This window comes from Nevskiales bacterium (genome assembly GCA_035574475.1).
Classification (GTDB): domain Bacteria; phylum Pseudomonadota; class Gammaproteobacteria; order Nevskiales; family DATLYR01; genus DATLYR01.
In genome coordinates this window covers 1-23411 of record DATLYR010000205.1, presented here as the reverse complement: position 1 = coordinate 23411, position 23411 = coordinate 1, and the positions used below count along the sequence as shown (strand labels likewise).

At 67.2% G+C, this 23411-nt stretch carries 21 protein-coding genes and 2 tRNA genes; 22 read left to right on the top strand and 1 reads right to left on the bottom strand.

Going from position 1 to position 23411, the window contains the following annotated elements; translation table 11 throughout:
- From VNJ47_12500 to VNJ47_12480, 5 genes are all read left to right on the top strand, one after another.
- A partial coding sequence (locus tag VNJ47_12500) for a DUF1329 domain-containing protein (GenBank protein HXG29652.1) occupies positions 1-1209 on the top strand: 1209 nt, incomplete at its 5' end.
- 112 nt (positions 1210-1321) lie between these two features.
- A complete protein-coding gene (locus VNJ47_12495; GenBank protein ID HXG29651.1) occupies positions 1322-2740 on the top strand; it encodes an AarF/ABC1/UbiB kinase family protein in 1419 nt (472 codons plus the stop codon).
- Between the two features lie 179 nt (positions 2741-2919).
- Complete coding sequence (locus VNJ47_12490) at positions 2920-4272, top strand: DUF1329 domain-containing protein (GenBank protein HXG29650.1); 1353 nt, start codon at positions 2920-2922, stop codon at positions 4270-4272.
- A 90-nt stretch (positions 4273-4362) separates the two neighbouring features.
- Positions 4363-4851, top strand: a complete 489-nt coding sequence (locus VNJ47_12485; protein ID HXG29649.1) for a DUF2505 domain-containing protein — start codon at positions 4363-4365, stop codon at positions 4849-4851.
- 70 nt (positions 4852-4921) lie between these two features.
- The gene (locus VNJ47_12480; protein HXG29648.1) at positions 4922-5137 is read left to right on the top strand and encodes a DUF2970 domain-containing protein; all 216 of its coding nucleotides are present in this window, start codon (positions 4922-4924) and stop codon (positions 5135-5137) included.
- 27 nt (positions 5138-5164) lie between these two features.
- Here the strand turns inward: VNJ47_12480 and mutS are convergent, their stop codons facing one another.
- Positions 5165-7759, bottom strand: a complete 2595-nt coding sequence (gene mutS, locus VNJ47_12475) for a DNA mismatch repair protein MutS (protein HXG29647.1) — start codon at positions 7757-7759, stop codon at positions 5165-5167.
- A 191-nt stretch (positions 7760-7950) separates the two neighbouring features.
- Between mutS and VNJ47_12470 the strand changes: the two genes are divergently transcribed.
- From VNJ47_12470 to VNJ47_12390, 17 genes are all read left to right on the top strand, one after another.
- Positions 7951-8439, top strand: coding sequence for a CinA family protein (locus VNJ47_12470; protein ID HXG29646.1), 489 nt, complete (start codon positions 7951-7953; stop codon positions 8437-8439).
- A 167-nt stretch (positions 8440-8606) separates the two neighbouring features.
- Entirely contained in the window at positions 8607-9629 is a 1023-nt protein-coding gene (gene recA, locus VNJ47_12465) for a recombinase RecA (protein HXG29645.1), read from the top strand.
- On the top strand, positions 9607-10095 hold the full coding sequence (locus VNJ47_12460) for a regulatory protein RecX (protein ID HXG29644.1): 489 nt from the start codon (positions 9607-9609) through the stop codon (positions 10093-10095). Before recA ends, VNJ47_12460 begins: the two co-directional genes overlap by 23 nt.
- A 148-nt stretch (positions 10096-10243) precedes the next feature.
- On the top strand, positions 10244-12844 hold the full coding sequence (alaS, locus tag VNJ47_12455) for an alanine--tRNA ligase (GenBank protein HXG29643.1): 2601 nt from the start codon (positions 10244-10246) through the stop codon (positions 12842-12844).
- 48 nt (positions 12845-12892) lie between these two features.
- Positions 12893-14113, top strand: coding sequence for an aspartate kinase (locus VNJ47_12450; protein HXG29642.1), 1221 nt, complete (start codon positions 12893-12895; stop codon positions 14111-14113).
- Between the two features lie 311 nt (positions 14114-14424).
- Positions 14425-14622, top strand: coding sequence for a carbon storage regulator CsrA (csrA, locus tag VNJ47_12445; protein HXG29641.1), 198 nt, complete (start codon positions 14425-14427; stop codon positions 14620-14622).
- Positions 14623-14710: 88 nt separating this feature from the next.
- A tRNA-Arg gene (locus VNJ47_12440) sits at positions 14711-14787 on the top strand.
- 25 nt (positions 14788-14812) lie between these two features.
- A tRNA-Ser gene (locus tag VNJ47_12435) sits at positions 14813-14903 on the top strand.
- A gap of 101 nt (positions 14904-15004) precedes the next feature.
- Positions 15005-15619 (top strand): adenylyl-sulfate kinase, encoded by a 615-nt coding sequence (cysC, locus tag VNJ47_12430; protein HXG29640.1) that lies wholly within the window; start codon positions 15005-15007, stop codon positions 15617-15619.
- 64 nt (positions 15620-15683) lie between these two features.
- Positions 15684-16325, top strand: coding sequence for an energy transducer TonB (locus VNJ47_12425; GenBank protein HXG29639.1), 642 nt, complete (start codon positions 15684-15686; stop codon positions 16323-16325).
- A 17-nt stretch (positions 16326-16342) separates the two neighbouring features.
- Complete coding sequence (locus tag VNJ47_12420; protein HXG29638.1) at positions 16343-17074, top strand: MotA/TolQ/ExbB proton channel family protein; 732 nt, start codon at positions 16343-16345, stop codon at positions 17072-17074.
- Entirely contained in the window at positions 17074-17490 is a 417-nt protein-coding gene (locus VNJ47_12415) for a biopolymer transporter ExbD (GenBank protein HXG29637.1), read from the top strand. Before VNJ47_12420 ends, VNJ47_12415 begins: the two co-directional genes overlap by 1 nt.
- 28 nt (positions 17491-17518) lie before the next feature.
- The gene (locus tag VNJ47_12410) at positions 17519-18442 is read left to right on the top strand and encodes an ROK family protein (GenBank protein ID HXG29636.1); all 924 of its coding nucleotides are present in this window, start codon (positions 17519-17521) and stop codon (positions 18440-18442) included.
- Positions 18443-18571: 129 nt separating this feature from the next.
- Positions 18572-19228 (top strand): maleylacetoacetate isomerase, encoded by a 657-nt coding sequence (maiA, locus tag VNJ47_12405; GenBank protein HXG29635.1) that lies wholly within the window; start codon positions 18572-18574, stop codon positions 19226-19228.
- Between the two features lie 36 nt (positions 19229-19264).
- Positions 19265-20854 (top strand): FAD-binding oxidoreductase, encoded by a 1590-nt coding sequence (locus VNJ47_12400; protein ID HXG29634.1) that lies wholly within the window; start codon positions 19265-19267, stop codon positions 20852-20854.
- Positions 20855-20989: 135 nt separating this feature from the next.
- A complete protein-coding gene (locus VNJ47_12395; GenBank protein ID HXG29633.1) occupies positions 20990-22570 on the top strand; it encodes a glycerol-3-phosphate dehydrogenase/oxidase in 1581 nt (526 codons plus the stop codon).
- On the top strand, positions 22567-23411 hold an 845-nt coding region (locus VNJ47_12390), incomplete at its 3' end, for an FGGY family carbohydrate kinase (GenBank protein ID HXG29632.1). The genes VNJ47_12395 and VNJ47_12390, both read left to right, overlap by 4 nt.

Here is a 23411-nt window from a genome sequence, read left to right as displayed (position 1 = left end):
CCCGCCTGGACCGGCGGCATCACGCCGGACCGCTGGCCGGCCGGCTTTGCGCGCGGCCAGCGCCTGAAGAACCCGTATCCCGACGACAAGCCGCTGTTCGTCATCACCGCGGCCAACGCCGCGCAGTACCGCGACAAGCTCAGCGCCGCGCACCAGACCCTGCTGGCGCGCTACCCGAGCTACCGCATGCCGGTGTATCCGACGCGCCGCAGTGCGTCCTTCCCGCCGGCCATCTACGATGCCACGCAGAGGAATCAGGGCAAGGCCAAGCTGATCGGCTCGGATTCGCTGACCGGCGCGAAGCTCGGCTTCCCCTTCCGCAAGCCGGAGTCGGGCGTGGAGATCATGTGGAACCACCGCACCCGCTACCGCGGCGATTCGGTGGTGGCGCGCTCCACCCAGGTAGTGGTGCAGCCCAATGGTCAGTTCAGCGACCGGCTCGACCTGACCGAGCGCGTGCTGTTCCGCTACGGCAACATCAAGGACCCGGTGGACATCATGCAGGAGAACATCCTGCTGTATTACATCGGCCACTACTCCAACCGTGGCAACCAGAGCATCACCGTGCTGGCGCACGAGACCGCGGACTCGGTCAAGAACCCGCGCAACATCTGGGTCATCCCGCCGGGCCTGCGGCGCATGTTCCGCATCCCGCCGGTCGGCTATGACCAGCCGTTCATCGGCAGCGGCGGCATGTATTTCGTGGACATGATCGACATGTACAACGGCGCCTTCGACCGCTACGTCTGGAAGCTGCTCGGCAAGCGCGAATTCATCATCCCCTACAACGCCTACCGCATCTCCGACGGCAGTTACAAGTACGAACAACTGCTGACGCCCAAGCACTTCAACCCGGAGGCCACGCGCTACGAACTGCACCGCGTGTGGGTGATCGAGGCGACCGAGCGCACCGGCAAGAAGCACAGCTTCGGCAAGCGCATGTTCTACGTGGACGAGGACAGCTGGACCGTGGTGATGGTGGACAACCATGACCGCGAGGGCCGGCCCTGGCGCTTCCAGGAGGGCCATCTGGTCGCGCGCTACGACTCGCAGTCGCCGTTCTGCACGCCGGTCGTGACCTACGACCTCAAGGACGGGCGCTACTTCGCCAGCGGCCTGACGGCCGAATCGGCGCCGCCGGAATTCGACGTGAAGATGGACAAGGGCGACTTCGCACCGGCGGTGGTCGGCGCGCGCTACATCCACTGATCATGCGCGACGCGCAGGCATAGCTCCGCGTCCGCCGGGCTACCCCCAACAAGCAAGAACTTCCGATGCGGCATCATCCGCTACAATGGGGCGCATCACACCGGATTCCCGCATGTCCAACCGCCACAAGCCGGAGAACTTCACCGGCCGCCCGCACCTGCACAAGCTCAAGACCCGGCCGCTCGACCGCAACCTGACCATGGCCAAAGTCGGTCTGATGGCCGGCACGCAGATTGCCGGGCATGAGCTGCTGAACCTGTTCCGCAGCCGCGCATCGCGCGCCGAGAAGGACCGCGACTTCTACACGCGCCAGGCGCGCTTCCTCGCCGACGAGCTGGGCCGGCTCAAGGGCAGCATCATGAAGGTCGGCCAGATGCTGTCCCTGTACGGACAGTACTTCATGCCGGAGGAGGCGGTGGACGTACTGCGCGGCCTGCAGGACGACACCCCGCACGTGGACTGGAAGATCATGCAGCCGGTGCTGGAGGAGCGGATCGGCCGCCAGCGCATTGCCGAGCTGGACATCGATCCCGAGCCGCTGGCGGCGGCCTCCCTGGGCCAGGTGCACATCGCGTATCGCAAGCAGGACCGGCGCAAGCTGTGCCTCAAGATCCAGTACCCCGGCCTGACCCAGGCGATCGACAGCGACATCCGCACGCTGTCGCGGCTGGTCACCGCTGCGCGGCTGGCACCCAGGAACATCAACCTGCAGCCGATCATGGAAGAGGTGCGCGACATGCTGCACCGCGAGGTGGACTATCCGGCGGAGCTGGAAACCACCCGCTGGTACCGGCAGACGCTGGCGGATGACCCGCGCTACGTGGTGCCCGAGGTATTCCCCGAGTATTCCTCCGACCACGTGCTGTGCACCTCCTACGAGGCCGGCGAGCACGTGCAGTCGGATGCCGTGCAGAACCTGTCGCAGGCGCGCCGCAACCGGCTGGCGTATGCGGCGCTGGAGCTGTTCTTCCACGAGTTCTTCGAGTGGGGCCGGGTACAGACCGACCCGCATTTCGGCAATTACCGCGTGCGCATCGATACCGAGGGAGAGAACGACCGGATCGTGCTGCTGGATTTCGGCGCCACGCGCCGCTTCGACCCGGACTTCCTGCGCGCCTACCGGCGCGTGATCCGCGGCGCCTTCGAGCGCAACGTGGACGAGGTGTTTGCCGGCGGCCTGGGTATCCGGCTGCTGCGCGACACCTTCCCGCCGGAGCTGCGGCAGGCCTTCGCCGAGGTCTGCTTCCTGATCATCGAGCCTTTCGCCGAGGTCACGCCGGAGCGCCCGCCGCGCCAGTTGCTGACGCCGGACGGTGCCTACCGCTGGGGCGAGAGCGACCTGCCGACGCGGGTCACCGCCAGTGTCGCGCGCGCCTCCCTGTCACGCCACTTCCGCGTGCCGCCGCGCGAGATCGTCTTTCTGCACCGGCGCCTGGGCGGGCTGTTCGTGCTGCTGGCGGTGCTGGGCGCCGAGCTGCACGGACGGCCGCTGCTGGGGCGCTTTCTCGACGCGGCCCAAAGGCAGGTCTGAATCGGCGGTATTCAGCATCCATTCAGTGCCTGCGACGTATCAAGGGCATGCGTTTTGACTTTTCCGGTGAACGGGGTAATCCTTAAACGGTCGTTCTAGCCCAGCCGGGACAGATAACGCCGGACATTCAGGCGAGAGGTTCCCCTTCGGCTGTGTATAACCACTGAGGAGACGGGTCCATGACTCATATGAAGAAGATGGTAGTGCTCGGCGCAGTCCTGTCCGGGCTCGCGGCGCTACAGGCACAGGCCAAGGTTTCCGAGGCCGAGGCCGCCAAGCTGGGCACTGAGCTGACGCCGATCGGCGCAGATCCGAAGGCGAATGCCGACGGGACCATCCCGGCCTGGACCGGCGGGCTACCCCAAAAGGGCAATCCGGCGGCCATCGATACCTCCGATCCGTATCCGAACGAAAAGCCGCTGTTCACCATCACCAAAGCCAACATGGCCCAGTACAAGGACAAGCTCTCGATCGGCCACCAGAAACTGCTCGAGCGCTATCCGACGTACAAGATGAACGTGTACGTCACGCATCGCGATGCGGCCTGGCCGAAGGAAATCTACGAAGCCACCAAGAAGAATGCAGTGACCGCGGAACTGGTGGGCGGCGATCCGGACGGTCTGCGCGGTGCCCGTCTGGGCTTTCCTTTCCCGATCCCGCAGTCGGGTGCCGAGATCATGTGGAACCACCGCCTGAAGTGGCGTGGCGAGGCGGTGCGCCGCAACAACGACCAGGTCATCGTGCAGCCGAACGGCACGCAGCTGCTCACCCGCCTGGTGGAGGAGGTGCTGTTCCCCTACGCCAGCATCAAGAACCCGGGCGAGTTCGATTCGCCGGACGACGTGTCCATCTACTACCTGTCGGAAACCATCGCGCCGCCGCGCAACGCCGGCCAGTTCATCCTGGCCTGGGAGCACCCGGGCGAGCGCAGCGCGTGGATCTACAACCCCGCTCTGCGCCGCATCCGCCGCGCGCCGACGGTGGCCTACGACAATCCCTACGAGGGCACGGACGGCAACCAGTTCTACGACCAGGTGGACATGTTCAACGGCAAGCTGGACCGCTTCACCTGGAAGCTGGTCGGCAAGAAGGAAATGTATATTCCCCACACTTCGGCGAAGATCAACAGCTTCCAGCTGAAGTACAAGGACATGCTGCCGCCCAACCACATCAACCAGGATCTGGCGCGCTACGAGCTGCACCGCGTGTGGGTCGTGGAGGCGAACAACAAGCCTGAAGTGCGGCATACCTTCAAGAAGAAGGTGTTCTACGTGGACGAGGACACCTGGAACGTCGTGCTGGTGGACAATTACGACCAGCGTGATCAGTACTACAAGTTCCAGGAAGGCCATCTGGTGTATGTGCGCGAGATCATGGCCAGCACCACGGTGCCGGAGATCATCTACGACCTGCAGAAAGGCGGTTACTTCGCCACTGCGCTCATCAACGAGGGCAAGCCGAACGACCTGACGGTCAATTTCAGCAAGGACTACTTCACGCCCGAGGCGGTCAAGAAGCGCACCACGCGCTAAATCTCTCCGTGACAGGAACAGGGCCGTGCGGTCTTACCGCACGGCCTTTTTTGTTGGATACTGAATCCATCGTCAGTCCAGGGGGGAGCCATGCAGTTCACCGACAAGCACAGCTATAGCAAGAATTCCGACACGGTGATGAAAATGTACTCGGACCGCGCCTTCTTCGAGCGCAAATACAAGGAGTCCGGTTACTGGGACATCAAGGTGCTGGAGCACGAGAAGAATGGCGATCGTTTTCGCATCAAGTGCCAGTACACGATGAAATCCAGCGCGCCGGTGCCGGGCTTCGCCAAGAAGTTCCTGCCGGAGACCGCCACCGTGGTGCAGGAGGACAGCTGGGACTGCAAGGCCAAGAAGGGGCGGCTCAACATCGAGATGAAGGGGCTGCCCGCCAAGATCACCTGCGACATGACGCTCAAGGACGAGGCCGGCGGCGCCGTCAATCACTTCAAGTGGGACGTGAGCGTCAAGATCCCGCTGGTCGGCGGCAAGATCGAAGACCTGATCGCCCAGGACATCCGCGCCAAGTCCAAGGGCGATCTCGAGGTCTCGCGCAAGATCCTCGAAAGCTACTGACGGCCCGTCTCGGCTGCCTCCCCCTGGATGGGGGCAGGGGTGGGGTGATGGCAGGTTCTGCGTGAAGCGCATGGAAAACCCGAACGAAAGGCCACCTACCCTTTGGCAGGTGATTCACAGCGTGCTCGCGGCCTTCTTCGGCGTGCAGAGCGAGGCCAACCGCCGGCGCGACTTCACGCGCGGCAAGCCCAGCCAGTACATCATCGTCGGGTTGATCGCGACGGCGCTGTTCGTGCTGATCATGATCGGCATAGTCAAGCTAGTCCTGCACCTGGCGGGCGCCTGATCGAGGCACATCCCTGTCGAAGCGGCTTCAGCCGCGATTCTTGTCTTCGTCCAGGCAGCGCTTGAAGTAGTACAGCATCTCCAGCGCCTCGCGCGGGCTCAGGCTGTCCGGGTCCAGCGCACGCAATTCCTCCACCACCGGGCTGGGCGGCGCCGGTTCGAACAGCGGCAGCTGCGGTGCGGCGGCCTGCGCGGCCGCCGGCACACGAGCCCGTTCCAGTTCCTGCAGGTAGCGTCGCGCCATGGCGATGACCGCCTTCGGCACCCCGGCCAGCTGCGCGACCTGCAGGCCGTAGCTGCGGTCGGCGGCGCCTTCCTTGACGCGGTGCAGGAACACCAGCTCATGGCCGTATTCGGTGGCATCCAGGTGCACGTTGACCACCGCCGGCAGCTCGTCGGCCAGCGTGGTCAGCTCGAAATAGTGGGTAGCGAACAGCGTCAGCGCGCGCACGCGCGTGGCCAGCCATTCGGCGCAGGCGCGCGCCAGCGACAGCCCGTCATAGGTGCTGGTGCCGCGCCCGATCTCGTCCATCAGCACCAGCGAGTGCTCGGTGGCGTTGTGCAGGATATTGGCGGTCTCACTCATCTCCACCATGAAGGTCGAGTGCCCGGCGGCCAGGTCGTCGGCAGCCCCGATGCGGGTGAAGATGCGGTCCACCGGCCCGAGCACGGCGGACTCGGCCGGCACGAAGCTGCCGATGTGCGCCAACAGGACGATGAGCGCGGTCTGGCGCATGTAGGTGGACTTGCCGCCCATGTTGGGGCCGGTGATGACCAGCATGCGCCGGTCGTCGCGCAGTTCGAGGTCGTTGGCGATGAAACTCTGGCCCTCTGCCTGCAGTACCGCCTCCACCACCGGATGGCGGCCACCCTTGATGCGCAGGCCCGGCTCGTCCGTCAGCTCCGGCTGGCACAGGTTCAGCGCCGCGGCCCGCTCGGCGAGACCGGCGAGTACGTCCAGTTCGGCCAGCGCCTGCGCGCAGCGCTGTAACACAGTCAGCGACGGCAGCAGTGTGTCCAGCAGCTGCTCGTACAGCCATTTCTCGCGCGCCAGCGCCCGCTCGCGCGCCGACAGCACCTCGTCCTCGAAGCGCTTCAGCTCGGGTGTGATGTAGCGCTCCATGTTCTTGAGCGTCTGCCGGCGGCTGTAGTCGGCCGGCACCTTGTCGGCATGGCTGCGGCCGAGCTCGATGTAATAGCCGTGGATGCGGTTGTAACCGACCTTGAGTGCCTCGATGCCGGTGCGCGCCCGCTCGCGCGCCTCCAGCGCCGTGAGGAAGCCATCGGCGTTTTCCGACAGCTGGCGCAGATGGTCGAGCTCGGCGTCGTAGCCGGTGCGGATCACGCCGCCGTCGCGGATCAGCAGAGGCGGGTTGTCCACCAGCGCACGCGTCAGCAGCGCCACCACCTGCGGGTGCGTGCCGATGTCCGTGGCCAGGGCCTGCAGGCGCGGGCTGTCGAGCCTGGCCAGCTGCGCTTGCAGCGCGGGCAGCCCGGCCAGGCTCTGGCCGAGCCCGGCAAGGTCACGCGGGCGCGCCGAGCGCAGCGCCACGCGCGTGAGGATACGCTCGATGTCGTTGATGCCGCGCAGCGTCTCGCGTAGGGCCTCGTGGTTACGGGCATCCCGCAGCGTGCCGATGGCGTGGTAACGCGCACGCAGCTGCGCGCGGTCACGGATCGGGCGGTGCAGCCACTGCTTCAGGCGCCGTGCGCCCATCGCAGTGACGCAGCGGTCCATCACGTCCAACAGTGTGTTGCGCGCATCGCCGGCCAGGTTCTGGGTCAGCTCCAGGTTGCGGCGCGTGGCGGCGTCCAGGATCAGGCCGTCCTCGCGCCGTTCCACACGCAGGCCCTGCAGGTGGGGCAGGGCGTTGAGCTGCGTGTCGCGTAGGTATTGCAACAGCGCACCGGCGCTGCCGACGGCCGGACCCAGTCCCTCGCAACCGAAACCGGCCAGGTCGCGGGTGCCGAACTGCTCGCACAGCAGGCGTTGGCTGCTGACCGGGTCGAAATGCCAGACCGGCCGTTCGCGGGAGGCGGGCCAGCGCCGCGCCAGACCGTCGAGCTTCAGGCCCTCGCGCAGCACCAGTTCAGCCGGCTGCAGGCGTTCGAGCTCGGCGGCCAGTTCTTCCGCGGTGGCCACCTCCAGCAGACTGAAGTCGCCGGTGGACAGCTCGACGGCCGCCAGGCCATAGCGCTCGCCGTCCGCATTGACGCCCACCAGCAGGTTGCTGCGCCGTTCCTCCAGCAGCGACTCCTCGGTCAGCGTGCCGGGCGTGACGATGCGTACCACCTTGCGCTCGACCGGCCCGCGGCCGGCGCCGACCTCGCCGACCTGCTCGCAGATCGCCACCGACTCGCCCTTCTTCAGCAGCCGCGCCAGGTACTGGTCGGCGGCGTGACAGGGCACGCCTGCCATCGGTATGGGTGCGCCGCCCGACTGGCCGCGCTGGGTCAGGGTGATGTCGAGCAGTGCCGCCGCGCGCCGCGCGTCGTCGTAGAACAGCTCGTAGAAATCGCCCATGCGATAGAACACCAGGCTGTCCGGGTACTGCGCCTTGATGGCGAAGTACTGCTGCATCACCGGCGTGTGCTGGGCGATGTTCGGGCTGGTCTGCGTCACGAGGCGGCCTTCGAGTCAGCCCGTCACCCCGGCGAAGGCCGGGGTCCAGTGCCTTTGAAAGTCACTGGATTCCGGCTTGCGCCGGAATGACGCTGAGCAAAGGGGATGACAATGCATGAATTCGGTCGGCCCGCGAGCGAGGAGGGTTATGCTAGTGACAGGTGGGGTAGGCGGCAACCGGGGGGGCGAGTGTGAGCCAGGAACCGACACGGACGGCGCAGGAACTGGGCGCGTTGCTCCTGCGCCGTGGCTGGCTGCTGGCGACCGCCGAGTCCTGCACCGGCGGCTGGCTGGCGAAACGGCTCACCGACGTGCCCGGCAGCTCGGCCTGGTTCGAGCGCGGTTTCGTGAGCTATGCGAATGCGGCCAAGGTCGAGATGCTGGGCGTACGCGAGCAGACGCTGCTCGAGCACGGCGCGGTCAGCGCCGCGACGGTGCGCGAGATGGCCGAAGGCGCGCTCGCACGCAGCCATGCCGACGTGGCCGTGGCCATCAGCGGCGTGGCCGGACCCGACGGCGGCACGCCGGAAAAACCCGTTGGCCTGGTCTGGATCGCCTGGGCGCTGCGTGGTGAGCCGCCGCAGGCCGAGCAATATCAGTTCGGCGGGGATCGCGCGGCGGTGCGTCTGCAGGCCGTGGATGCGGCGCTGCGCGGCCTGGTCAAGCGGCTGGAACCCTGAGATTTTGCAGGCTCATGCTGTGAGCCTGAAGCCTGTCAAGCTGTGCATCGGACACGGCGAACGGTCGCCGTTTGAGGGGTCGGGGAGTTGTGGGATACTACCGGCCGCGCGATTTCCGGCGCGATTCCACCTCGAATCCAGACCCACGACACACAGAAGGGACAACCATGGACCAGGATCGCAAGAAAGCACTCGCGGCCGCCCTGACCCAGATCGAGCGCCAGTTCGGCAAGGGCTCGGTCATGCGCATGGGTGATGCCAGTCTCGACAAGGATGTCAGTGTCATCTCCACCGGTTCGCTCGGGCTCGACCTGGCACTCGGCATCGGCGGCCTGCCGCGCGGCCGTGTGATCGAGATCTACGGCCCGGAGTCCTCGGGCAAGACCACCCTCACACTGCAGGTGATCGCCGAGGCGCAGAAGCAGGGCGGTGTCGCCGCCTTCATCGACGCCGAGCACGCGCTCGACCCGGAGTATGCGCGCAAGCTGGGCGTGAACGTGGACGATCTGCTGGTGTCGCAGCCGGACACCGGCGAGCAGGCGCTGGAGATCGCCGACATGCTGGTGCGCTCCGGCGGCGTGGACGTGGTGGTGGTGGACTCGGTCGCCGCGCTGGTGCCCAAGGCCGAGATCGAAGGCGAGATGGGCGATTCCCACGTCGGCCTGCAGGCGCGCCTGATGAGCCAGGCGCTGCGCAAGCTGACCGGCAACATCAAGCGCTCCAACACCATGGTGATCTTCATCAACCAGATCCGCATGAAGATCGGCGTGATGTTCGGCAACCCGGAGACCACCACCGGCGGCAATGCGCTCAAGTTCTATGCCTCCGTGCGCCTCGACATCCGCCGCATCGGCGCGGTGAAGAAGGGCGAGGAGGTGGTCGGCAACATGACCCGCGTGAAGGTGGTCAAGAACAAGCTGGCGCCGCCATTCCGCCAGGCCGAGTTCGAGATCATGTACGGTGAGGGCTGCTCGCGCCTCGGCGAGATCGTGGACATGGGCGTCAATGCCAACATCATCGAGAAGTCCGGTTCCTGGTTCAGCTACGAGGGCGAGCGCATCGGCCAGGGCAAGGACAACGCCAAGCAGTGGCTCAAGGAGCATCCGGACGTCGCGCAGGCTATCGAGCAGAAGATCCGCACCCTGCACGTGCCGGTGAAGGCCGCGCTTGAGGTCGAGGAAGAAGCCTGACACCGAAGCCGGCCCGCCCGGGCCGGAAGAGGTCCGCGACCATGCGCTGCGCCTGCTGGCGCGGCGCGAGCATTCCACGCTGGAGCTCGAGCGCAAGCTGCTCCAGCGCGGCTATTCTCCCGAGCTGATCGAATCCACCCTGTCTGGCCTGGCCGCCGAAGGCCTGCTCAGCGAGACCCGCTATGCCGGGGAATGGGTGCGCTCGCGCATCGCGCGCGGGCAGGGGCCGGCCAAAATTCGCACCGAACTGCGTCATCGGGGCCTGACGGACGCGCAGATCCGCCAGGCGCTGGCGGCGGCCGAGGTCGACTGGGGGCGGTTGGCGGCCGAGGTCCGGCGCAAGCGCTTCGGCGCGGCCCTCCCGGCCAGCCTGGTCGAGCGCGCGCGCCAGACCCGCTTTCTCGAAGCCCGCGGCTTCACCGCCGAGCACATCCGCCAGGCTTTGGGTGGTCCCTCTCCGGAGTAGCGCCACCGCTTTCTTGCCCGTCGGGGGTATGTTCGCGGAGGCGAACGTATATCCGCGCAAAGCGCATGTATAATTTGCGGCCTCGCCTCATTCTGGGGCTTCCAAAAGGCCCCGGCCCTGCCCGGGCCGTGAACCAGCAACCGGCGGCATGATCACCACCAGCCAATTGCGCGAGCGCTTCCTGGCGTTCTTCCGTGACCGGGGGCATACCATCGTGCCCTCGAGCCCGCTGGTGCCCGGCAACGATCCGACCCTGCTGTTCACCAACGCCGGCATGGTGCAGTTCAAGGACACCTTCCTCGGCCGCGATCCGCGGCCCTATCTGCGCGCCGCCAGCAGCCAGCGCTGCGTGCGCGCCGGCGGCAAGCACAACGACCTCGAGAACGTCGGCTACACCGCTCGCCATCACACCTTCTTCGAGATGCTGGGCAATTTCAGCTTCGGCGAGTACTTCAAGCGCGAGGCCATCCAGTACGCCTGGGAATTCCTGATCAAGGATCTGCGCCTGTCCCCCGAACGGCTGTGGGTGACCGTGTACGAGGAGGACCGCGAGGCCGAAAAGATCTGGCTGTCCGAGATTGGCGTGGACCCCAAGCGCTTCTCGCGCATCGGCGCCAGGGACAACTTCTGGGCCATGGGCGACACCGGCCCCTGTGGGCCCTGCAGCGAGATCTTCTACGATCACGGCCCTAGGATCGCCGGTGGCCCGCCGGGCAGCGCGGAGGCCGACGGCGACCGCTACGTCGAGATCTGGAACCTGGTGTTCATGCAGTTCGACCGCGCCGCCGACGGCAAGCTGACCCCGCTGCCGCGCCCTTCCGTCGACACCGGCATGGGCCTGGAGCGCATTGCCGCCGTGATGCAGGGTGTGCATAGCAATTACGACATCGACCTGTTCCGCAGACTGATCCAGGCCGCCGCCGAGACCACGGGCAGCCATGACCTCAAGAGCCCTTCGCTGCGCGTGATCGCCGACCACATCCGCGCCTGTGGCTTCCTGATCACCGACGGCGTGCTGCCGGGCAACGAAGGTCGCGGCTACGTGCTGCGCCGCATCCTGCGCCGCGCCATCCGCCACGGCTACAAGCTGGGCCAGTCGCAGCCCTTCTTCCACCGGCTGGTCGCGCCGCTGGTGGCCGAGATGGGCGAGGCCTATCCGGAGCTGAAGGCCGCGCAGCTGCACGTCGAGAAAGTGATCCGCCAGGAAGAGGAGCGCTTCGCCGAGACCCTGGACAAGGGCATGCGCATCCTCGAGGAGGCCGTCGCCAAACTCAGCGGCAAGGTCATCCCGGGCGATGTCGTGTTCAAGCTGTACGACACCTACGGCTTCCCGGTGGACCTGACCGCCGACATCGCGCGCGAGCGCGGGCTGGAACTGGACCTGCCGGGCTTCGAGCAGGCGATGGAAGGCCAGCGCGAGCAGGCGCGCGCCGCCAGCAAGTTCGAGGGCGATTACGGCCAGGGTCTGCAGCTCGAGGTGCACACCGAATTCACCGGTTACGATCGCCTGAGCGACGAGGGCCGCGTGGCCGCGATCCTGAAGGACGGCCGGCACGTCGAAACCCTCGATGCCGGCGACAGCGGCATGGTGGTGCTGGACCGCACGCCGTTCTATGCCGAAAGCGGCGGCCAGGTCGGGGATACCGGCCACCTGCGCGGCGAGGGTGTGGACTTCGAGGTGCGCGACACCCAGTCGGTGGGTGGCGCCATCGCCCATGTCGGCACGGTGAAATCCGGCAGCATCGAGGTCGGCGATACCCTCAAGGCCGAGGTCGCCAGCTCGCTGCGCCGTGCGACCATGCGCAACCATTCCGCCACCCACCTGCTGCACGCCGCGCTGCGCCAGGTGCTGGGCACGCACGTGACCCAGAAGGGCTCGCTGGTCGAGCCTGGCCGGCTGCGCTTCGATTTTTCGCACTACGAGGCGGTCAAGCCCGAACAACTGGCCGAGATCGAAGCGCTGGTCAACCGCCAGATCCTCGGCAACATCCCGGCCGAGGTCACCCTCACCAGCTACGACCAGGCCATCGCCGCCGGCGCCATGGCGCTGTTCGGCGAGAAGTACGGCGAACAGGTGCGCATGCTGAAGTTCGGCGATTTCTCCACCGAGCTGTGCGGCGGCACGCATGTCGCGCGCACCGGCGACATCGGCCTGTTCAAGATCGTCAGCGAAAGCGGCATCGCCTCCGGCGTGCGCCGCATCGAGGCGGTGAGCGGCGAGGGCGCACTGGCCTATGTCGCCGACACCGAGCGAAAGTTGCGCTGCATAGCCGAGCGGGTCAAGGCTGGGCGCGACGACGTGGACGACAAGGTCGCCCAGCTCGCGGAGCGGGTTCGCCAGCTGGAGAAGCAGCTGGCCCAGCTGCAGAGCAAGGCTGCGGCCCAAGCCGGTGGCGAACTGGCGGCGCAGGCGCAGGACCTGGGCGGCGTGAAGCTGCTTGCCGCGCGGCTCGACGGTGCTGACGGCAAGTCGCTGCGCGAGACCCTCGACCAGCTCAAAAACAAGCTCGGTTCCGCCGTGGTGGTACTCGGGTCAGCCTCCGCTGACGGTAAGGTCAGTCTGATCGCCGGGGTGACCGCCGACCAGACCGCGCGCGTCAAGGCGGGCGAGCTGGTGAACTTCGTCGCCCAGCAGGTCGGCGGCAAGGGTGGCGGCCGGCCCGACATGGCCCAGGCGGGCGGCACGCAGCCGGACAAGCTCGATGCGGCGCTGGCCAGCGTGCGTGATTGGGTTGCAGGGCGTTTGTAATTTTCCGTCATTCCGGTCTACACCGGAGTGACACGGGTTGAGATTGTCATGGCTTTATTAGTTCAAAAATACGGCGGCACCTCGGTCGGCAGCCTGGAGCGTATCCAGAACGTCGCCGACAAGGTCATCCAGTACCGCCAGCAGGGCCACGACGTGGTCGTGGTGGTCTCGGCCATGTCCGGCGAGACCGACCGGCTGCTGAAGATGGCCAAGGAGCTTTCCAGGCGCCCGAACCCACGCGAGGTGGACGTGCTGCTGACCACCGGCGAGCAGGTCACCATCGCCCTGCTGTGCATCGCGCTCGAGGCGCGCGGCATGCCGGCGCGCTCCTACACGGGCGGCCAGGTGCGCATCCTCACCGACAGCGCACACACCAAGGCGCGCATCCGCCACATCGACGACCACCGCATCCGCGAAGATCTCAAGGCCGGGCGCGTGGTGGTGGTGGCCGGCTTCCAGGGTGTGGACGAGCACGGCAACCTGACCACCCTGGGCCGCGGTGGCTCCGACACCACCGGCGTGGCGCTGGCCGCCGCGCTCAAGGCCGACGAGTGCCAGATCTTCACCGACGTGGACGGGGTTTATACCACCGACCCGCGCATCGAGCCCAGGGCGCGGCGCCTGCCCCGCATCACCTTCGAGGAGATGCTGGAGATGGCCAGCCAGGGCTCCAAGGTGCTGCAGATCCGCTCGGTCGAATTCGCCGGCAAGTACCGCGTGCCGCTGCGTGTGCTGTCCACCTTCCAGGACGGCCCCGGCACCCTGATCACCGTGGAGGACAATGCCGTGGAAGCCCCGCTGATTTCCGGAATCGCATTCAACAAGGACGAGGCCCAGATCACCGTCATGGGCGTGCCCGACCGGCCCGGCATCGCGCATGCGATCCTGGGACCGGTGGGCGACGCCAACATCGAGGTGGACATGATCGTGCAGAACGTCGGTGCCGACGGCACGACCGACTTCACCTTCACCGTGCACCGCAACGACCACGAGCGTGCGTTGGACATCGTACGGGCGGTGGCGCAAGGTCTGGGCGCACGCCAGGTCACCGGTGCCACCGACATCGTCAAGGTTTCCATGGTCGGCGTCGGCATGCGCTCGCATGCCGGCATCGCCGCCCGGATGTTCGGGGTGCTGGCCAAGGAGGGCATCAATATCCGTATGATCTCGACCTCGGAGATCAAGATCGCAGTGGTGATCGAGGAGAAGTACCTCGAGCTCGCCGTGCGCGCGCTGCACAAGGCCTTCGATCTGGAGCAGGGCGCCTAGCGCCCGCGGCCCGCCGTCCGCCGGCCCGGCTAAGGAAACTCTGATTCATTCGTCACCCCGGCGAAAAGCCTGCCCCGGACTCGATCCGGGGCCTGGGTCCAGAGCCTTGAAAGTCGCTGGATTCCGGCTTGCGCCGGAATGACGAAGGAATTGATCAGAGAATCCCTAAGTAAAAATAACTAATTTCGCGGCCGTTCAAACCCATTAATCTTAGGGACCGGGGGCACAGGGAAACGGGGCCAGACCCGTGCACATGACGCCAGGGAGGTGACAGCAAGCCGGCCAGGGGCCGCAGGACAAGGAGAGGCAAGATGCTGATTCTGACGAGACGGATCGGTGAGTCGGTGATGATCGGGGACAAAGTTACCGTCACCGTACTGGGCGTGAAAGGCAACCAGGTGCGCCTGGGCGTGAACGCCCCGCGTGACGTCGCCGTGCATCGCGAAGAAATCTACGAGCGTATCAAGACCGAGAACGGCGGCGGCGACCCGGGCGGCGACGCCGCCTGATCCGTAGCTTCTGCTTTACCGATCAGCGCGCTGCCGCTATCCTATGTCGCCCCGCGAAGCCGGTATCGCGGGGCTTTCCGGTTGTGAAGGGCCCGTAGCTCAGTTGGATAGAGTACCTGGCTACGAACCAGGTGGTCGGGAGTTCGAATCTCTCCGGGCCCGCCATTCACCCCGAATTGAGTTCCCAGCCGGAGAGGTGGCCGAGAGGCTGAAGGCACTCCCCTGCTAAGGGAGTATGGGCCAAAAGCCCATCGAGGGTTCGAATCCCTCCCTCTCCGCCAATTCCTCCGGGTGCGCGCATCTCCTCCACGCGCGTGAGGGGCGTCCGCGGCAAAGCCTGATATCCTTTGCGCCCTCCGTTTCCATTCCTGGGGTCATCGCGATGGCTGAGCAGAAGGCAACCAACGTTCACTGGCACGAAGGCGAGGTCACCCGCGCCGACCGCGAGCGCATCCTGAACCAGAAGGGCGCCACCCTGTGGTTCACCGGCCTGTCCGGCAGCGGCAAGAGCACCGTGGCCGTGGCGCTGGAGAAATACCTCAACGAGCAGGGCCACCTGGCCTTCCGCCTCGACGGCGACAACGTGCGCCTCGGCATCAACAAGAACCTGGGCTTCTCGGCCGAGGACCGCAAGGAGAATATCCGCCGCATCGGCGAGGTCGCCAAGCTGTTCGTGGACGCCGGCGTGATCGTGCTCAGCAGCTTCATCAGCCCCTACCGCGAGGACCGCGACAACGTGCGCAAGCTGCACGACGACGCCGGCATGGATTTCCTCGAGATCTATGTGGAGTGCCCGTTGGACGTGGCGGAAGGGCGCGATCCCAAGGGCCTGTACAAAAAGGCCCGCGCCGGCCAGATCAAGAACTTCACCGGCATCGACGATCCCTACGAGGCGCCGTACAAGCCGGAGCTGACGCTGCGCTCCGACCGGATGAGCTTGGAAGAAGAGGTCAGCGCGGTGCTGGCGCTGATGAAAGACCGCGGTATCCTGCGCTGAGCCGATTGCTAACGAAAATCATTCTCAATTAGAATAGCCGGCCTGAGTTACCGCTGGCCCGAGAATGACCGCGTTACGCCAGATCGGCGCTTTCCCGATCGTGATCGCTCTGCACCTCCTGGTGTTGTGGGCGTTGCAGTCCGGATTGGCGCGCGATGTGGTCCAAGCGGTGCAGCCGGTGCTGTTCGCGCAGCTGTTGCCGGCGCCGGTGGTGCAGGCTCCGCCTGCGCCGGAGCCGCCGCGGCCCGAGCCCCCCCAGCCGCGCCCGCGTATCCGACCCCAGCCGGCACCGCCACCGCCGCTCCCGGAACCCAGCGAGAACGCCATCACGCTGGAGGCGTCACCGCCGGCGGAACCCGTCGCGGCCGCCCCCGCGCCGACGTCGCAGCCGGCGCCGGTCGAGCCCGCCCCGGTGGAGTTGCCGGTGACGCCGCCCAGCTTCCACGCAGCGTATCTGAACAACCCGGCGCCGGAGTACCCGGCCGCCTCGCGCCGCATGGGTGAAACCGGCGAGGTCCTGCTGCTGGTGCAGGTCATGCCAGATGGCAGCCCGGGCGAGATCCGACTGCGTCAGGGCAGCGGCTATACGCGGCTGGATGAGGCCGCGCTGGACGCGGTGCGGCGCTGGCGCTTCGTGCCCGCGCGCCAGGGCGACGAGCCGGTGGCTGCCTGGGTGCTGGTGCCGATCCGTTTTTCACTGAAGTAAAGCGGGAGATTCGATTAATGTCCGAGACTCCGTATGGTTTGAGCATGCTCTGGGCCCAGGGCGACTGGGTCATCCGCAGCGTCGCCGTCCTGCTGCTGGTGATGTCGGTGCTGTCCTGGTACGTGATGCTGACCAAAGGCCTGCGGCTGGCGCAGCTGCAACGCATGGCGCGTGAAGCCGCAAACAAGTTCTGGCATGCCAAAGGTTTCGAGGAAGGCCTGGAGCTGCTCAAGCCCAACCGCGACGAGAACCCGTTCCGCGCGCTGGCGGAAGAAGGTGCGGAAGCGGTCACGCACCACACTCAGAACCGCACCGACCTGCACGGCTCGCTCAACGTCAGCGACTGGATCATCAGCTGTCTACGCCGCTCGATCGACGACACCACGGCGCAGATGCAGAGCGGGCTGGTGATCCTGGCCTCGGTCGGCAGCACCGCGCCCTTCGTCGGGCTGTTCGGTACGGTCTGGGGCATTTACCACGCACTGATCAGCATCAGCCTGGCCGGGCAGGCCAGCATCGACAAGGTCGCCGGCCCGGTGGGCGAGGCGCTGATCATGACGGCGCTGGGCCTGGCGGTGGCGATTCCCGCCGTGCTGGGTTACAACGCGATCGTGCGCGGCAACAAGGCCGTGATCGCACGGCTGCACCGCTTCGCGCATGACCTGCACGCCTACTTCGTGACCGGCGCGCGCCTTGGCAGGCAGGGCACGGTCACGGCGTTGCGACCCAGCGTCCGGAGCACGCACTGATGGCCACCAATGCTTTCGATGACAATGACGACGAGGTGATGTCGGAGATCAACACCACGCCCCTGGTGGACGTGATGCTGGTGCTGCTGATCATCTTCATCGTGACCGTGCCGGTGATGACCCATTCGGTCAAGCTCGACCTACCGCGCGCCAGCAACCAGGCCACCGTGACCAGGCCGCAGAACATCAACCTCGCGATCGACGCGCAGGGCAACTACTTCTGGAACGAGCAGCCGGTGACGGCAGAGGACTTCGCCTTCCGCGTGACGCAAGCGGCGCAGCAGGACCCGCAGCCGGAGCTGCACCTGCGCGCCGACCGCGCTGTGCGTTACGAAGCCGTGGCCCGCGCCATGGCCGTCGCCCAGCGCGCGGGGCTGAGTCGCATCGGCTTCGTCACCGAGCCGGAATCGCCCTGAGCTTGCCGCCTGCGCTAGGCTGAAGGCCATGCGCATCGGCATCGACCTCGGCGGCAGCAAAATCGAAGGCGTGCTGATGGACGCTGACTCGTCCATCCGCGAGCGCCTGCGCGTGCCGACCCCGGCGGGGGACTATGTCGCGATCGTCAACGCCATCCGCGACCTGGTGCAGGCGCTGGAACAGCGCGCCGGCCGGCGCGACCTGAAGGTCGGCATCGGCACGCCGGGCTCTGTCTCGCCCGCCACCGGCCGCATGCGCGGCTGCAACTCGACCTGCCTCAACGGCCGCCCGCTGGCACGTGATCTGGAAGCAGCACTCGGTCGCCCGGTGCGGCTGGCCAACGATGCCAACTGCCTGGCGCTGTCCGAGGCGCGTGATGGCGCCGGCCGCGGCGCCCGCAGCGTGTTCGGCGTGATCCTCGGCACGGGCGTGGGCGGCGGCGTGGTGATCGCCGGGCAGCTGATAGCGGGCGCCAACGGCATCGCCGGCGAGTGGGGGCACAACCCCTTGCCCTGGCCGCGGCCGGGCGAGGTGCCGGGGCCGCGCTGCTGGTGCGGCCGACAGAGCTGCCTCGAAACCTGGCTGTCCGGGCCGTCGCTGTCCCGCGAGTACCTGACCTATGCCGATGCCGACTGCACGGCGGCCGAGATCGCGCAGCGGCTCGAGCAGGGTGAGGCGGCAGCGCGCGCGGTGTTCGCGCGCTACTGCGAGCGCCTGGCGCGGGCGCTGGCGAGCGTCATCAACCTGCTGGACCCCGAAGTCATCGTGCTGGGCGGCGGCCTGTCCAACATCCGTATGCTGTACACGGACGTGCCGGCGTTGTGGACTGCGCATGTGTTCTCCGATCGCGTGGCGACACGCCTGCTGCCGGCTGCGCACGGCGATTCCAGCGGCGTGCGCGGTGCGGCCTGGCTGTGGCCCGGCTTCGGCAGCGAACCGGAATTGCCGTAGCAGGTCGTCGTGGAAACGCCCTTCCCCTCGATGGGGGAGGGCCGGGGTGGGGTGGAAAAGCCGAACCGAGAGTCCTCATCTCATCCATTCGGAGGCTGTGCTGGCGCTGCCGTCTGCTAATATCCCGCCATGCTCCAGCTTTATACCTACTACCGCAGTGTGTCCGCGCACCGCGTGCGCATCGCGCTCAACCACAAGGGCATCCCCTACAAGTCGCTGTTCATTGACCAGGACGCGGGCGCGCACCGCTCCGACGCCTACCTGCGCCTCAACCCGCAGGGGCTGGTGCCGGCGCTGGTGGTGAACGAAAATTTCATCATCACCCAGTCCGCCGCCATCCTCGAGTACCTGGAAGAGCGCTATCCCGAGCGGCCGCTGCTGCCGGCCGACATCAACGGCCGCGCGCGCGTGCGCTCCTTCGCCCAGGTCTGCATCGCCGACGTGCAACCGCTCAACGTGCTGCGCGTGTACCAGTACATGCGCGACGGCATGGGCCTGGACCACGCCGCGCGCCGGCGCTGGTACGAATACTGGGCGCACAAGGGCTTCCGCGCGATGGAATCGCTGCTGGCCAGTGATCCGCTGACCGGCGACTACTGCCATGGCGACCAGCCGACGCTGGCCGACGTATGCCTGGTGCCGCAGGTCTACAACGCCGAGCGCAACAAGCTCGACCTGTCGCGCTACCCGACACTACGCCGCATCTACCGTGCCTGCCAGGTACTGCCGGCCTTCCAGGCCGCTGCACCCGAAACCCAGCCGGATCGCATCGCCAAATCCGGCTGACGGTGTAAATTAGCGTTTCCACATCGGGGGAAACGCATGCGACGCTGGAATGGCTGGGGTGATGACACGCTCGATTACCCGCTGACCGAAACCGCACTGGGCTTCCTGGCCGGGCGCATCGGCCATTCCACGCCGACCCGCGACGCGAAGCTGGAGCAGGTGCTCGGCTCGGTGGCCGCGCCGCGGCTGGACGATGCGGGCCTTGATACCGGCGCCGAAACCCGCGTACGCCATGCCCGCGGGCAGTCCTTTCCCGACTGGCTGGCGCTGCGCACGGGGCGCGTCGGGCCGGTGCCGGATGCCGTGGCCCGGCCTGAGTCGCACGCCGACGTCGTGCGGCTGCTCAAGCTCGCCAAGCAGCGCGGCGCGATCGTGATCCCCTACGGCGGTGGCACCAGTGTGGTGGGGCATCTCAACGTGCCGTCCGGTGACCGCCCGGTGCTGAGCCTGGACCTCGGCCGTATGAATCGGCTGATGACGCTGGATCCGGTCAGCCGGCTGGCGCGCTTCGGCGCCGGCGTGGCCGGCCCGGAGCTGGAGGCGCAGCTGCGCGCGCAGGGCTATGTGCTCGGCCACTTCCCGCAGTCCTTCGAATACTCCACGCTCGGCGGCTGGGTGGTGACGCGTTCCAGCGGCCAGCAGTCGCTGCGTTACGGCCGCATCGAGAACCTGTTCGCGGGCGGGCGTCTGGTCACGCCGGCGGGCGAGTTCGAGATCCCGACGATTCCGGCCTCCTCGGCCGGCCCCGACCTGCGCGAGTGGGTCATGGGCTCGGAAGGGCGCTTCGGCGTGTTGACCGAGGCCGTCGTGCGGGTGACGCCGCTGGCCGAGTGCGAAGGCTTCCACGCCGTGTTTTTCCCCGACTGGGACGCGGGTTGCAGCGCCGTGCGCGAGCTGGCGCAGGCGCGCCTGCCACTGTCCATGCTGCGGCTGAGCAATGCGGTGGAGACCGAAACCCAGCTGGCGCTGGCCGGACACGCGAATCTCATCGCCTGGCTGCAGCGCTATCTCGGCCTGCGCGGCGTGGCTTCAGGTCAGTGCATGCTGCTCATCGGCATCACCGGCGACGCCCGCCTGTACCGCTATGCCCGGCGCAGTGCGCTGGCGATCACGGCCAGGCACAAGGGCGTGCACGTCGGGCGCTTCATCGGCAAGGGCTGGAGCAAGAACCGCTTCCGCGGCCCCTACCTGCGCAACACACTGTGGCAGGCCGGCTACGGCGCCGACACCATCGAGACCGCCGTGGACTGGCCGAAAGTCACCGCCCTGATGCAGGCCATGGAGAAGGCCGCGCACGAGGCCTTCGCCGAGGCCAACGAGCGCGTGCACGCCTTCACGCACCTGTCGCATGTCTACCCGCAGGGCTCAAGCATCTACTCGACCTTCGTGTTCCGCGCCTGCCCGGATCCCGACGAAATGATGGAACGCTGGCGCAAGCTGAAGACGCGCGTCAGCGAGCAGATCGTGGCGCATGGCGGCACCATCAGCCACCAGCATGGCGTGGGCGTGGACCATGCGCCCTACCTGCCGGCGGAAAAGACCGGGATGGGCCTGGGCGCGGTCCGCACGGTGGCGAACTACTTCGACCCGGACGGGATGATGAACCCGGGCAAGCTGTTTGGATAGAAGAACTCGACAGGAAGGACAGAATAAGCAGGATTCACAGGATAAGAGGTCTTTCTTCTTCAGGAACGCAAGCTCCCGGCCTGTTGATCCTGAAAATCCTGTCTATCCTGTCCATGCTTCAAGAAGGATTGCCTGATGCACCAGGAGCGCGACGGGCGCGAGAAGGTCTGGGCAGCGTTAGACAGGCCCTGGGATCTCATCGTCATCGGCGGCGGCATCATGGGTGCCGGCGTGCTGCGCGAGGCCGCGCGCTGCGGGCTGCGTGTGCTGCTGGTGGAACAGAATGACTTTGCCTCCGGCACCTCGAGCCGCTCCTCCAAGCTGGTGCATGGCGGCCTGCGCTATCTCAAGACCGGCCAGTGGCAGCTGACCCTGGAGTCGGTCCGCGAGCGCGAGCGCCTGCTGCGCGAGGGTGCGGGGCTGATCGAACCGCTGGGCTTCGTGCTGCCGGTATACAAGCGCCAGCGCCCGCCAGGCTGGATGCTGCGCGCCGGGTTGTACGCCTACGATTTGATGTCCGGGCGGCTGCAGCACCGCGCGCTCGATACGAGCGAACTGATGTTCACCGCGCCGCATATTCGCGAGACGGGCTTGCAGGGCGGTTTGCTCTATCCTGACGCCCAGACCGACGATGCACGCCTGACCCTGCGCGTGATCCAGGAGGCGCTGGCGGCGAGCCCGCAATCGGCGGCGCTCAACTACGCGCGCGCCGAGATACTGCGCGAAAACGGCCGCGTCTGCGGCGTGCGGCTGCAGGACCGCGTAAGCGGGCGCCAGGCGGAAGCGCGCGCCAGCGTCGTGATCAGTGCCAGCGGTGTCTGGGCGGACAAGCTGCGCGGCCAGCTCGGCGCCGCGCCGCGGCTGCGCCCCCTGCGCGGCAGCCATCTGGTGTTTCCTTTTCACCGCGTGCCGGTGGCGCAGGCGGTGTCGTTGTTTCATCCGCGCGACCGCCGGCCGGTGTTCGTGTTTCCCTGGGAGGGCGTGGTCATCCTCGGCACCACCGACCTCGACCATGCCGAGGGTCTCGAGCGCGAACCGGCCATCAGTACGGGCGAGGCGCGGTACCTGATGGAGGCGCTGCAGCACCAGTTCCCGGCGCTCGGCGTGCGGCTCGAGCACGCCATCGCCAGCTACTGCGGCGTGCGGCCGGTGATTGCCGGCGGGCAGGCCGATCCCTCGAAGGAGTCGCGCGAGTTCGCGCTGTGGGAGGAAGAGGGCCTGCTGACCCTCACTGGCGGCAAGCTCACCACCTTCCGCGTCACCGCGCAGCAGGTGCTCCGCAAGGCCGCGCGGCGGTTGCCGGCCCTGGAGGCCCTGAGCGATGCCGCGCCCATTCTCGATCCACTGCCGGCGGCGGCACCCGATGCGCGGCTCAGCCCTGAGATGTGGCGGCGTCTGCGCGGGCGCTATGGCGCGCGCGCCGCGCAGCTGCTGGCCGAGGCGCAGGCCGGGGATCTCGAACCGGTGGGCGATTCGGTTTACCGCTGGGCGGAACTGCGCTGGGCCGCGGCGCACGAATCCGTCGTGCACCTGCAGGACCTGCTGCTGCGCCGCACGCGCATCGGCTTGGTGCTGCGCGACGGCGGTTTGCCGCTGCTGCCCCAGGTCCGCGCGCAGTGCCAGCCCGTGCTGGGCTGGAGCGATGCACGCTGGCAGGAAGAAGAAGCGGCTTACCGCGAACTGTGGCAGCGCTGCTACCGGGTACCCCAGGCATGACCCGCCAGGACCAACTGCTCGCGATTGACGTCGGCACGCAGAGCGTGCGCGCGATCGTCTTTGACCTGGCCGGCAACATTCTCGGCAAGCAGCAGGTTCCGATCGAACCGTATTTCTCCAACCAACCCGGCTGGGCGGAACAGGATCCGGCGTTGTACTGGCGCGCGGTAGGCGAGGCTTGCCAGGCGCTCTGGCAGGCGCAGGGCCTGGACCCGCGGCGGCTCGCGGGTGTGGGCCTGACCACCCAGCGCGCGACCTCGGTCAGCCTGGATGCGCAGGGCCGGCCGCTGCGGCCCGCCATCGTCTGGCTCGACCAGCGGCGGGCCGAGAACGAAAAGCCCGTCGGCGGCCTCTGGGGCCTGCTGTTCAAGCTGGTGGGTGTGTCCGACACCATCGCCTCGTTCCAGGCCCAGGCCAAGGCCAACTGGCTGCGCGCGCACGAACCCGAATTGTGGGCGCGCACCGACAAGTTCCTGCTGCTGTCCGGTTATCTCACCTGGAGGCTGTGCGGGGAATACAAGGACTCGGTCGGCTGCCAGGTCGGCTACATCCCCTTCGACTACAAGAAACTGGACTGGGCCGCGCCGGGGGACTGGAAATGGCGGGGCGTCCGCGTGCGTCGCACGCAGCTGCCCGAGCTGGTGCCGCCGGGCGGCAGGCTGGGGGCGATCACGGCGGAAGCCGCGGCGCACACCGGCCTGCCCGAGGGCTTGCCGCTGATTGCGGCAGCGGCGGACAAGGCCGACGAGGTACTCGGTTCCGGCGTCGCCGAGCCCGGCATCGCGGCGCTGAGCTTCGGCACCACTGCCACCATCAACACGGTCAGCCGCAAATACGTCGA